Annotated in this window: 8 protein-coding genes; 1 reads left to right on the top strand and 7 read right to left on the bottom strand. The window is 48.2% G+C overall.

Annotated features, from left to right (window positions below; translation table 11 throughout):
• Window positions 1-60 precede the first annotated feature (60 nt).
• Window positions 61-1,461 (bottom strand): hypothetical protein, encoded by a 1,401-nt coding sequence (locus NDA03_RS09220; protein ID WP_348237876.1) that lies wholly within the window; start codon window positions 1,459-1,461, stop codon window positions 61-63.
• 71 nt (window positions 1,462-1,532) lie between these two features.
• The gene (gene pheA / locus NDA03_RS09215) at window positions 1,533-2,378 is read right to left on the bottom strand and encodes a prephenate dehydratase (protein ID WP_190441043.1); all 846 of its coding nucleotides are present in this window, start codon (window positions 2,376-2,378) and stop codon (window positions 1,533-1,535) included.
• Between the two features lie 319 nt (window positions 2,379-2,697).
• On the opposite strand from pheA, the gene NDA03_RS09210 reads away from it, so the two are divergent.
• Window positions 2,698-3,279 carry a DUF1997 domain-containing protein gene (locus NDA03_RS09210; RefSeq protein WP_190415395.1) on the top strand — a complete coding sequence of 194 codons (582 nt, stop codon included), beginning with the start codon at window positions 2,698-2,700 and terminating at the stop codon, window positions 3,277-3,279.
• A gap of 105 nt (window positions 3,280-3,384) precedes the next feature.
• On the opposite strand, the gene NDA03_RS09205 is transcribed toward NDA03_RS09210, so the two are convergent.
• The 5 genes from NDA03_RS09205 to NDA03_RS09185 all read right to left on the bottom strand — a co-directional run bounded on the left by NDA03_RS09205 (window position 3,385) and on the right by NDA03_RS09185 (window position 12,816).
• Window positions 3,385-3,984, bottom strand: a complete 600-nt coding sequence (locus NDA03_RS09205) for a ribonuclease HII (protein ID WP_199299825.1) — start codon at window positions 3,982-3,984, stop codon at window positions 3,385-3,387.
• Between the two features lie 215 nt (window positions 3,985-4,199).
• Window positions 4,200-6,431 (bottom strand): Rne/Rng family ribonuclease, encoded by a 2,232-nt coding sequence (locus tag NDA03_RS09200; protein ID WP_348237875.1) that lies wholly within the window; start codon window positions 6,429-6,431, stop codon window positions 4,200-4,202.
• A 637-nt stretch (window positions 6,432-7,068) separates the two neighbouring features.
• A complete protein-coding gene (locus tag NDA03_RS09195; RefSeq protein ID WP_190415391.1) occupies window positions 7,069-8,238 on the bottom strand; it encodes an IscS subfamily cysteine desulfurase in 1,170 nt (389 codons plus the stop codon).
• A 211-nt stretch (window positions 8,239-8,449) separates the two neighbouring features.
• Window positions 8,450-10,567 carry a serine/threonine-protein kinase gene (locus tag NDA03_RS09190; RefSeq protein ID WP_190415389.1) on the bottom strand — a complete coding sequence of 706 codons (2,118 nt, stop codon included), beginning with the start codon at window positions 10,565-10,567 and terminating at the stop codon, window positions 8,450-8,452.
• A gap of 179 nt (window positions 10,568-10,746) precedes the next feature.
• Window positions 10,747-12,816: a serine/threonine-protein kinase gene (locus NDA03_RS09185; RefSeq protein WP_348237874.1), complete on the bottom strand. Its 2,070-nt coding sequence runs from the start codon at window positions 12,814-12,816 to the stop codon at window positions 10,747-10,749.
• Window positions 12,817-13,019: the final 203 nt, after the last annotated feature.

The raw sequence follows: 13,019 nt of genomic DNA, 5'->3' as shown, positions 1-13,019 counted from the left end.
AATGATTAGTTCAGTGCAAAAAGCCTCGCTAATCACTGATTCAGAACTAATGACTAAGGACTAAACACGAGCATCTGCTCGCAAGTCATACCAGCCATACCAGTGACGAACTGCAAGCCAGACAGCGCCCAAGAGAGCGGCTACGCTGAGAGTAAGTCCCGTGTAAGGAACGACGAGTCCCAAGACTGGCACAACCGCACCAGCAATCGTGCAAATGACGGCCGCAAGAGACGCACGGCGGTTTGACCCCAATCCCCACGCCAAGGCTAGTAAGACGATAGAGATGAGAGTCCAAGCTACCTTGACATCAATCAGGCGGCTAAGATAAGTCAAAGTTAGCAGACAAGCGAAGAAAATTCCGCCAGCGATCGCTACATTTCTGAGGCTCATCGGTAGCGACATATAAAGCAATAATATCCACCACAAGAATACGGCTGGTGCGAGTAACAGCAACCGGGGAAGGATACCTGTGTTGCGAATTGGGCCAGTCGAAGTAAAGACACCAAATGGATTTTGGACTGAAACGTTGTCGTCAAATACCCAGGTGAATCGAGTGCCTTGTCCCTCAACCTTACTTTCTGTGGGGATAATCCCACTAGCAAAATCCGCTCCAGGGAAGTTCGCCAGCGCGGTGAGGCGGAAATTGGAGAGTAATTGCCCGGTGGCACTATAAACCCAGCGCGGCCCGCCTTGAGCTTTATAGCTGACTTTAAAACTAGCTACTTGTCCAGGTTCGAGACGGAATGGAAAACCATAGTCACCGGGATTCGCTTGCTGAAGCCGAGTCCCGTCCCGCTCTACCTTATAGCTTTGCAGCAGTGAGTAACCGGCAGGCGGCGGGACTTCAAAGAAAAAATTGCTAATATCAGTCAACGGGTTGGTAACTTTATAATCGGCACTGTAGTCAACGCGATAAATTGCGCGACGATCTTGGGCATCTGTGCTTTGGTCAATTTTGACCTGAACTTGCGATTCGCTCAGAGTTAGCAAACGGCTAACTTCTCGCGTATCGTTGACTTTGACGATTTTACCCTCAACTTGAGTGGTATAAGTGTAAGGCTCTTTGAGGACATAGCGCACTTGGGGTGCAGGTTGCTCTAGCCTGTCACCGGCAACACTGGCAGCTACCTGAGCGACCCGTGCTTGTTCCCAGTGGTGGTAGCGATTGCCTAAAGTTGAGCTAAGAAAAAATCCTCCCACCATTAGAATTAAAACCAAGGCAGCGTGGGGTAAACTTCGCAATAATCGAGAGTAGCGAACCACCCATTCACCCATGAAAAGCGCTTGTTCTGGTTGATCTCGACGGAGAGAGAAATTTAGCAGCGCGATCGCAATTCCCAACGCACCAACTAGAAACACAATGATGAGGAAGGTACTCAGTACCTGCCCCCCAAATTTCATTAGCTCAGCCGGATGCGTTAAATCGGGCAATCCGGGAATGCCTTGAGCAGATTGAAACATAAAAGTTTGGGATTTTGTAGAGACGCTCGATATAGCGTCTGGTTTGAGTTTTAGAGACTACAGTCCCAAGGCTAGAGTTTCCCTACCGGCAGAATTGAATAGCTACCAAAGATTTTGAGCGTTTCGGTATAGGTGGATAATTCTTCTAAGGCAGATTGAACCGATGCCTCTGTAGTGTTCGCTTCCAAGTCAATAAAGAACAGATAGTCGCCAAGACTCCGCTTCGTCGGGCGAGATTCAATTCGACTCAAGTTAATGTCACGACTGGCAAACACTTGAAGCAGTTTGGCGAGTGCCCCAGGTACATTGGCAGGAACGCTGAACGCCAGAGAAGTACAATTGCCTCCGGTAGCGGGTTGTAAACTCAGCACCCAGAACCGCGTGTAGTTGTCAACATAATCATTAATCGGGCAAACCAGAATCGGTAGATTGTAGAGTTGAGCGGCTCTAGAGGAAGCGATCGCTCCCGCTGTTTTGTCCTCATCCAGATACTGTAGCGCCTCTGTCGTCGCATTTGTCGGCACCAGCTGCACTTGCGGCAGAAACCGCTCCAGCCACCCCTGACATTGAGCCAAAGCCTGTGGGTGAGAATAAACCGTCTGAATTGCCTCTAAATTCGGCGCTCGTGACATCAGAGCATGAGAAATTGGCAGTACCAAAGCTTGTTGAATTTGCAGCGTATCCAGCTGCCACAGGGTATCCAACGTTGTCGTAACACTGCCCTCAACCGAATTTTCTACCGGCACCACAGCTAGATCCACTTGTCCCTGTGCTGCGGCTCGGAGTGTCTGAGCAATGCTGGGATAGGGACATAACAACGCTTCCTTTCCCATCTGGGTTAGCCAGCTAACATAAGCCAAAGCAGCGGCTTCTGCGTAAGTGCCAGGAGGTCCTAAGTGTGCAACGGATACGACCATTAAAGCTAGCCCTTTATTTTTCCGTGATAGTCATTCTGACACCTTTTTTACCTTTCTCAGAAAGTCGGTGCTAACGAGGCTGTCCCTCGCAAGGGATAGAGTGGAGCTACTTTATGCCCTATCCCAGTGTCTATTTCTTATGCCTCCGAAAGAGGAGATCTGCTTCATAAATTTTTATAATTACAAAATGCTTTAGTTAGTGCCTTCTTTACTAGGACGGATTTTAGCTCCAGAAAAAATTCTGTCCGCTTTTTTAAGAACTGTAAAGTAAAATTAATTTAATTTAGCGTACAGAATTACATTCTGTTACCATCCTCTCATGCAAACTCAATTTGTTGCCTCCCAATCTGTTCAAATTGCTGTTCCGGAACAACCTGTTCCCATTCAGCATTATTTGCGCCAGCCCCAACGTCTTGTGCAGGCTCTAGTCGATCCGACTCGAATTGAACAACTCAGTGACGAGCTTTTTCGTTTGAAAATGCGTCCCTTAAGCTTTATGACCCTGAGCATTCAACCAATTGTGGATTTAAGAGTATGGGCAGAGTCGGATGGAACAGTTCATTTAACATCTACAAATTGCGAACTGCGCGGTGTTGAATATATCAACCAACGCTTTGCTCTCAATTTAATTGGTAAGCTTTCTCCGTGCGAATTGAATGGAACAACTCATCTCAAAGGAAAAGCAGATTTAGAGGTCAAAGTAGAGCTGCCGCCGCCTTTTTTGTTTACCCCTAAGCCGTTTTTAGAAGCGACTGGAAATGCGCTACTCAAAAGTGTACTGTTAACTATCAAACAACGATTGATGCATCAGTTACTTTTAGACTATCGTCGGTGGGCAAACGCTACTAATTCTCAGTCCTCTGCAATTAGCAATCAGCCTTCCGAAAGTTTTGAGTTTTGAAATTATTAGAGCGGTTTTGCTCGTTTTATCTGTTGTCTCAGCAATATGTTTGGATAAACCCGCTTGTACTCAATTGCTCAGGAGTAGGGCATCAGTAAATTGTTTTTATTGATTACCCACCCGACAGGGACTAAAAGACATTCGATGCAAGCGCGAAGGACCGTATTGTTGCAGAGCTAAGAGATGCGGAGCAGTACCGTAACCTTTATTAGCTGCTAAATGATAGGCAGGATACTGGGTGGCGAAACGCATGATTAAGTCGTCGCGCCACACTTTGGCAACAATGCTGGCCGCAGCAATGACCAGCGATCGCTCATCACCCTTCACAAGATTCTGTTGCGGTACCGCCAAGTCTGGCAGCGACCACTTCCCATCAACCAGACACATCTGCGGCTGCACCTTTAGCTTAGTGACAGCCCGCTTCATCGCCAATAACGACGCCTGCAAGATGTTGATCTGGTCAATTTCCTGATTGTTGGCATAGCCGATTTTCCAGTCAAGCGCGATCGCTTGAATGTGTTCTGCCAGTTTGCTGCGCCGATAGCTAGACAGCTGTTTGCTGTCTCTAACCCCAGCGGCTGCAAGTTCCTCAAAAGCAGACTTGGGTAGAATTACAGCCGCCGCCACCACCGGCCCAAATAAGGCTCCGCGCCCCACTTCATCCACACCCGCAACCAGTTCCCAATCGCCAGCTAACTCTGGCAGATCCGCTAGGTTGAAATTCGGTTTACGGATTCGCTTTACGACGGCGGGGGCATTTTCCACTTCCGGCGACACGATCTTTGACTCCTTGAGAATTTAGCTTCTGACGAATGAAGGATGAATCATAACAGTATGGAACTGAATTTTTAGGTAAATACCTACAGTCTTTCTCGTTTCATCCTTCATCCGGCGCGTTAGCGCCGCTTCGCTAACATCCTTCAGCCTTCAGAAGCCTCCGTTGCAGAAGACCGACGACGACGCCGCCGGTTTATCACGGGGCTACTTTCGGCTTCATTAGAGGATGCAGAAGAAGCACTCTCCACAGTGTCTTTTTCCCTAGGGGCTTCTGGTTCGGACATCACCACAGGCATCACCAACTGAGTTGGTGGTTCCTCGTCCGTTGTCTCATCTCCCCCATCTCTCATCTCATCTTCCTCGTAGGCGGAGGATATATAAGAGAATTTCTCGTCAAGCGCGGACTCTACGCCAGGAATATCCCTATCTATGATGTTATCTATGACGCTGACAGCTTCCCTGCTTGGTTCTACAGACGGTGCATGTGCAGTTTGGGCAGACTCTCCGGGTAAGGTGACAGAAACAATCGCTGATTTAGGATTTTTGACCTGCCGATTCAGGAGTACCAACGGAGAAATTCCCATTAAAGCATAGATATCTTGTTGCTCTGGGGTCATTTCAATCGAAACAATCTCCGGCGGTTCAACTTCCTGCCTGGAAGGTTTAGGTCGCTCCGGTCTTGACGCCCGACGACCTTCTTCCACAGCGGGTAAAACGGGCAATGGCGCTGCTGTAAATACCTCGGTATCTCTCGATACTTCTGGTTCTGCCACCGGACTCTGTCTGAAATGATTCACTAGTGGCGGAGAAGTCGAGACTCGAACGGGATTTTTAGTGATTTCCTCTCTTGCAGGAGGTTCGCCAATACGGCGGCGACGACGACGGCGATTATTGTTATTGACTCCTCCCCGTTCCTGATAACTGGGATGATGCATCAAATCCATTGCGTCATCATCATCATCATCATCAACAGCTAAATCTAGGGCTTCGCTGCGACTTTCACGGATGTCTGGGAGGGGCATTTCCCGGACGCCAAGTTCGTTTCGTTCGTTTCGTTCGTTTCGATAAGGTGCCGTCCGGACTTCCCTTACAGGCACTGGCACAGAATGCTCGGAAATTTCCCCGCCATTTCGGGCAGGCTCACCGGGAAGGCGAACTTGATGCCCCAAGCCGCCGCAGGTCGGGCACGCCTGACTAAACAATTCGTAAATATTTTGACCTTGGCGCTTGCGGGTCAGTTCTACTAAGCCGAGTTCTGAGAGTTGAGCAATCTGCGGTCTTGCTTTATCTACTTTCAGTGCTTTGTTAAAGTGTTCCAGCACTTGCAGCTGGTCTCGCCGCTGATCCATGTCAATAAAGTCAACAATAATCACACCGGCGATATTCCGAAGCCGCAGTTGGCGGGCAATTTCCGTTGCTGCCTCGCTGTTTGTCCAAAGAACTGTTTCGCGGGCTGTTGCGGAGCGGGTAAAGGAACCGGAGTTAACATCGATGACCGTCAATGCTTCCGTCGGTTGAATGATAATGTAGCCACCAGAAGGAAGATCAACTCTGGGCTTGAGGGCTTCTCGAATCGCGGCATTGACGCGGAAGTATTCTAAAATCGGGAGACGCTCGCGGTGATGGTCGATCAAAACCCCTTCAGGCGATCGCCCTCCGCTCCAGCTAAGTAAGTATTGCTTAACTCGTTTGACTCCCGTGTGGGAATCTACCACAATGCGATTGACTTCCGCACTGTACATATCTCGCAGGACGCGCTGAATGAAATCATCGTCTCGATTCAACAGCGCTGGTGCCCTGGTGGAGTTTACCTCTTGCTGAATTGCCTCCCACTGTTTTTGCAGAGACTCTAAATCTTCAATGATGGCTTCTTCCGAGCGTCCTTCTGCTTCTGTCCGCACGATCAGCCCCATACCTGCGGGTTTAATCAGAACCGCTAACGCTCTTAGGCGGTTGCGTTCGCTCTCACTCTTGATTTGCCGAGACAGACTTACACCCCGTCCGAAGGGCATCAACACTACATAGCGTCCGGGTAAGCTGACGTTTCCGGTAAGCCGGGGGCCTTTGTTGCCCGTCGGCTCTTTCATCACTTGTACCAAGACTTTCTGCTGGGGTGTCAGCAGTTCTGTAATCGCACCCGCAGAGCGTTTTAGCCGCAACGGACCCAAGTCAGTAACATGAATAAAGCCATTGCGCTCTGTATCTCCAATGTTTACAAAGGCGGCATCTATCCCAGGTAAGACATTTTCAACAACGCCCAGATAAATGTCTCCAACTTGATGGTTGCCAGTCGCAACGACGAGTTCTTGAATTTGATCTTCCCAAAATACGGCAGCGATTCGATGCTGCTCTGCGATGATAATTTGCTTTGGCATTCAATTTCCTCAAAATTTGCAGCAAGCTGATAGCACAACAGACAGGCGGAAGTTGCTCACTGGCAGAAGGCGGAATGGAATGTATTCATTTATCCTTCCGTACCCTTCGAGGTACAACGAAGAGCGGCTCTTCGAGAAGACCTTCGGTCTACGCCCCACATCCTTCATCCTTTCGAGGTGACTCTCACTTTTGCTCAAAAAAAATAACAGTGTCAGCCTGAAACAACTCTGTACGGGCCGGTTTTGTTTTACCTTCTGGTTCAATGACAGCAGGGATAGATTCTAAACCCGCCCCTACCTAGAGAGAATAAAGGTGCGATCGCCCATAGTCACTGGAATCAGTAACCGACAAGCTGGGTCAACTCTTCCCCGATGAATTTAAGTTGCCAGTGCCATCCTTTTTCAAAAAGGTTGAACGCTGGACTTTGCCAAGAATGAACAGAAAGTCTCAAAGAAAAGCTAGCTGCGCGAGCGCCACCATGACAGGTTCACACGAGGGGCAACCCGATGGAGCCTCGATCCGCAATTGCTTCTATTGTGATGTATTATATCGCGCTGTTACGCCGATCGGACGTAACTTAGATTGGCAGTGGCGTTAGCCAGAACTTTCTCAGCCTAAGTTTGCAGATTTGGTTGCTTAACCGACAATCGAAGCTTGTCTACGCAGACTGGAAATCGTCGCGATCGCGTGCTGTGCGACTCGATCGATCTCCTCCGCGGTATTCTGCCGTCCAATCCCAAACCGCACCGACGCATAAGCCAAAAGTTCCGAGCGTCCCAGCGCCGTCAGAACGTGAGAGGGAGACACTTTGACAGAGGTACAAGCCGATCCAGAAGACACTGCCACTACTGGTTGCAATCCCAGCAAGAGCGCTGCTCCATCTACACCCTCGACACTGATATTAAGGTTTCCTGGTAATCGCTGGGTCGGATGTCCATTTAAATGAATCCCTGTCAAACCGCTCAGTTGCTGCCATAGGCGTTCCCGCAACTGGACGAGGCGTTGCGTCTGCGATTCCATTTCCGTGAGTCCGAGTTCTACTGCCTTAGCAAACCCAACAATTTGCGGTGTATAAAGAGTACCAGAGCGCATCCCCCGCTCATGTCCGCCTCCATGCATTTGGGGTGCCATTTGAACTCTAGGGTTGCGGCGTCGGACATAAAGAGCGCCGATTCCTTTCGGACCATAGACTTTATGGGCAGTCATTGACATCAGATCGATGTTCATCGCCGCTACATCTAGGGGAATTTTGGCAATTGCTTGGGCTGCATCCGTATGGAAAAGTACCTGATGCTGGCGACAAATTGCTCCAATTTCTGCCAACGGCTGTATAGTCCCAATTTCGTTATTCGCCGCCATCACCGAAACTAAAATCGTGTCCGGACGAATCGCTTTCTCTAACTGGGTTAAATCAATAAGTCCATCGCTTTGGACGGGGAGGAAAGTCACCTCAAAACCAAGCGATCGCAAATAATCACAAGGATCGAGAACCGCATTATGTTCCGTCTCTACAGCAATAATGTGGCGTCCTTTTTGAAAATAAGCTTCCGCGACGCCCTTAATTGCTAAATTATTTGCCTCCGTCGCACCGCTGGTAAAGACAATTTCTTCCGGTGTGGCGTTAATCGCGTCTGCCAAAATTGCTCTCGCTTGTTTGACAGCAGCTTCCGCTTCCCAGCCATAGACATGGGTAATACTGGCAGGGTTGCCAAAATGCTCGGTAAAGTAAGGCAGCATTGCCGCTAACACCCGCTCATCAAGAGGTGTCGTTGCATGGCAATCGAGATAAATAGGGCGCTGAGTCAATTGTTTCGTGGAATGGTTCACAATCCCATTTTGGCAAATTGTAGGTCTAGCGATTGAGGATACGATAGCCGTAGCCTCAGCTCGGTGCAGAAGGAGGTTCCCATGAGTCTGACTATCCAGGATTTAGAAAAACTGCAAGAAAAGTGGTGAATGTTTCAGGGCGATCGCTTTCTAGGTTTTCTAGAAAAATTATCCCAAGATCCTCAATATTTTAGGGCGACGATTGCCAAACCTCGATTTTCCCTTCCTCACCATTGCTGACCAGGGTTTTCCCATCAGGACTAAAAGTAACAGAATTAACAGCGCCTGAATGGTTAGAAATCGGGCTTTTTAGCTCTCCTGTTTGTGGATTCCACAGCTTGATTGTCTTGTCCCGACTTCCACTCGCGAGAGTCTGCCCATCGGGACTGAAAGCAACCGAATTAACATAGTCTTTATGGGCAAAAATAGTCCGTGTAGGGCTACATGGCTGTGCACCTTTACAACCCTTCAAAAGTTCTTGCAGATTCCATAGATAAACTTTGTCGGAAATGTTGCTAGTGGCGAGAATCTGACCATCTGGGCTAATAGCGACAGCAGGAACACCATTGTTTGAAGGCTCAGAGACGGTGCTAATCAGGGTACCTGTGGACAGATTCCACACTTTGATTGTTTTGTCATCGCTGCCACTGACAAGGGTTTGTCCATTTTGAGCGATCGCAACCGATAAAATAAAGCCTGAATGCCCCTTGAGAGTATTTTTCAGTTGCCCCGTGCCCAGATTCCACAGCTTGATTGTCTTGTCCTTACTCCCACTGGCGAGAGTTTGTCCATCTGGGCTAATCGCAATCGAATAAACCCGATCTTCAGACCCTGATTTGAGGGTTTGCAGTAGTTGCCCAGACTGCAAATTCCACACTTTAATGGTTCCGTCGCCACTACTACTTGCTATCTTCTGCCCATCAGGGCTGAAGGCGATAGAATAAACCCAGTCTGAATGACCTTTGAGGGTTTGCAGTTGTTGTCTCGTCCCTAAATTCCACAGCTTGATAGTGTTGTCATCACCACCGCTTGCGAGGGTTTGACCATCCGGGCTAATCGCAACCGAATAAACATTTTTTGAATTTCCAATAAAAGTATTGGCTAAAGCAATATTTTCTACCCGATCCCAAGAATTATTAAGTTGTTGCAACGACGGTGATGGACTATTTGCAATTTGTAATAAAGGTGATGAATTATTTTGTTTCGGAAAGTAGTAAATCCCCGCTGTTAGCGCGAAAGCAGTGGCAAGACCGACTCCAATTCCGATCAGCCAATGAGGTTTATTTCGAGGAGTCGCAACACCAGCATTGCTAATGGGTGTATCGACCGAGGATGTTGATAACTCAGCAACAGCATCCTGGATTGTTTGTGGCTGAGATGGGTCGGTTTGAGGTAATAGTGTAGAAGTGACAATTGGTTGAGTCGTGGCGGCTGGAGGCGTTAGGGTTTGTGTGGGTGGCACATGATAAGCCCCCGTTGACATTTGGGAATTAACCCATTGAAGTGCTTGCAAAGCTTCTGTTGCTGTTTGGTAGCGTTGACGGTGGTCATAGCGCACCATTTTGTCTAAAACATCGGCGAACGGCTGGCTGACTTGTACCTTATCCCGCCAAATCATCTCGCTGGTTGTCGGATCTTCTGGTAACTGGCTGGGTGGTATTCCTGTAATTGCTTGGATACCAATCATTCCCACTGCATAGATATCGCTGCAAAATCGCGGTTTGCCACCGAGTTGTTCGTTCGCCATGTAACCGGGCGAACCAATCGCAACCGTTAAAGTAGTATTCCTTTCAGAGTTAGTTTTTTGAGCGCTAACTTGTTTAACTGCCCCAAAGTCAATTAAAACGATCTTTCCATCTTGTTTGCGCCTAATTAAATTTGAAGGTTTGATATCGCGATGAATGACCTCTTGCTGATGAACAAATTCTAATATTTTTAAAATGTCTCCACAGAGGGTCATTACCTGATTTTCACTCAGATGCTTACCAACAGGTAACTCTTGCTTGAGTTCATGCCCTTCGATAAATTCTTGTACTAAATAGAACTCTTGCTCTTGTTCAAAATGAGCCAAAAGTTGGGGAATTTGATCGTGTTTTCCCAGCTTGTAGAGGACTTGGGCTTCTCGATCGAATAAACGCTGTGATACTTGTAAAGTTAAGGGGTCGGTAGCTTGGGGTTTAAGTTGCTTAACAACACACAGTGGATTTCCGGGTAGCTGCCAATCTTCAGCCAGGTAAGTTTGACCAAAACCCCCGCCTCCCAAGTGTTTGACGATGTAATAGCGACCACTGAGCGTTTTTCCCAGCATGACATTTGTACAGTGTAGTTGTCTGATAGTTTAGCCTTGGGAATCGGGAAATCCACAGAGTACGCGAACTGACAAGTCAGCGCTAGGCTAACCCCTCGCTTCGCATGAGCGCGATCGCTTTTCGCCCTCTTGTTTCCTCAGCCTTGATTCTCTACCCTTATTTCCCCAAGCTCCTCGCTTTAAGGCACGCTCCAAACCTTAATGGTTCCATCCAGGCTACTACTATAAATCGTCTGCCCATCCGGACTAATCGCAATTGCGAAAATCGTGTTGGAATGTCCCGTCAGGGTGCGAATCAATTCTCCAGTCCGCCGATTCCACAATTTTAGGCTGTTTTCCCTAGTACCACTGCCACTAAAGAGCGTCTGACCATCTAGACTAAGGGCAACCGCATACACCCCCCCAGAAAAAGAGCCATTCGGCAATCGAGATCCATGAGGAAACGTATTCAGCAGTTCGCCTGTTTGTAAATTCCACAATTTTGTAGTTCCATCTGGACTGCCACTGGCTAAGGTTTCACCATTCGAGCTAATCGCGATCGTCCTCACTGCCTCGATATGTCCCCCAAAGGTGCGGCGCAGTTCGCCCGTTTCCAAATTCCACACATTGATGTCATAAACGTTACTACTGACCAGCGTTTGTCCATCTGGACTAATGGCAACATTCCGAACGCCCTCATCTAGCCCTTCTTTGATCCCGATCAGCGATCGCACCAATTCACCTGTTTGCAAGTTCCACACTTTGATGGTCTTGTCCTGACTCCCGCTAACAAGGGTTCGTCCATCTCGGCTAATCGCAACGGAATACACATTTCCTAAATGCCCCCTCAGGGTGCGAAGCAGTTTCCCTGTTTGCAGGTTCCACACCTTAATTGTTTTATCGGCACTCCCGCTCACGAGGGTCTGACCATCCGAACTGATGGCAACAGAATAAACATATCCTGAATGCCCGGTCAGCGTGTGAATGATTTCTTTGCTGCGGACGTTTCTAATCTTAATCGTCTGGTCGAGACTGCTACTGACAAGGAACTGACCATCCGGGCTAATTGCAATCGATGTAACGCCGCCTGCATGACCGGGGAGGGTGTTGACTAAAGCAATTTCTTGTGGTTTTTCTCCAATGGTATGAGGTCTTTGAAAATAGAAAATTCCGACTGTCAGAACTAGAGCTGTAGCAATACCCGCGCCAATTCTTATTAGTACAGGAGCCTTGTTTTGGATAGTAGAAATCCCTTCTTCTTCAGACTTTGGTGGTGCTTCCTGAATAACCGATGTCGCCACAGAAGAATTTTGGCTTGTCGGTTGCCTTGCTGATGAGATTTGAATCGACAGCGTCTGCGTGACGGGTAGCAAAGAAGCAGTAGGTGATGACCTGACGTTATAAGGAGGGGGTGTCATCGGCTGCGTTACTAAGCCAGTATTGAGCTGCTGGAGCGCCTGCAACGCTTCTATTGCTGTTTGGTAGCGTTGGCGGTAGTCATAGCGCACCATCTTGTCTAAAACATCTAGTAGGGGCACAGAATACCGCGTCCCGACTGGCAGGCGATCGCGCCATAAAATTTCACTGTTTCTGGAGTCTTCTGGCAGTTGAGATGGCGGTAATCCGGTAAGGGCTTGAATTCCCAGCATCCCTACAGCATAAATATCGCTACTGAATCGGGGTTTACCGCTGAGTTGTTCGTTTGCCATATAACCGGGGGAACCAATTACCACCGTTAAAGTTGTCTCTCCTGAAGAACTGACTGTCTCAGTGCCAACTTCTTTAACGGCTCCAAAATCAATTAAGACTAATTTGCCATCCTGCTTGCGCCTAATTAAGTTTGACGGTTTAATATCCCGGTGGATGACATCTTGCTGATGGACAAACGCTAAGACTTCTAAGAGGTCTTGTAAAAGAACAATGACGAAGTCCTCTCTCAGTTGCTTCCCAACAGGTAATTCTTGCTTGAGTTCGTGCCCTTCGATGAATTCTTGTACTAAATAAAACTCTTGCTCCTCCTCAAAATGAGCTAAAAGTTGAGGAATTTGATTGTGATTACCTAAGCGATAGAGGACTTGAACTTCCCGATCGAATAAACGTCTAGCTACCTCCAACGTTAATGAATCGTTAGCCTTGGGTTTGAGTTGCTTAACGACACATTGTGGATTGCCCGGTAGCTGCTGATCTTCGGCAAGGTAAGTTTGACCAAACCCCCCGCCTCCCAAGTGTTTGATAATTTGGTAGCGACCACTGAGCGTTTTTCCCAGCATGAGGTAGATGCAGTGTTCTGGCAGTTATTCTAGATTAGTCCCCAAGGCTCTGGTTTTGCTTGCCAGCCTTAGATGTTTTAACGCCCAACCCCTACCCCTGCAAGAGAAATCAGGAAACTTGTCCAGTTTCACAAGTCTCACTGAGTAGAAACACTCGTCTCGCTTTAGATGACTCCTAGCTCGTCCGGGAATGACAAGAGCCG

The sequence above is a fragment of the Trichocoleus sp. Lan genome (genome assembly GCF_039961855.1).
In the GTDB taxonomy this organism is placed as follows: domain Bacteria; phylum Cyanobacteriota; class Cyanobacteriia; order Cyanobacteriales; family FACHB-T130; genus FACHB-T130.
The sequence above is the reverse complement of the archived record's forward strand: the minus strand, read 5'-3'. Positions and strand labels throughout refer to the sequence as shown.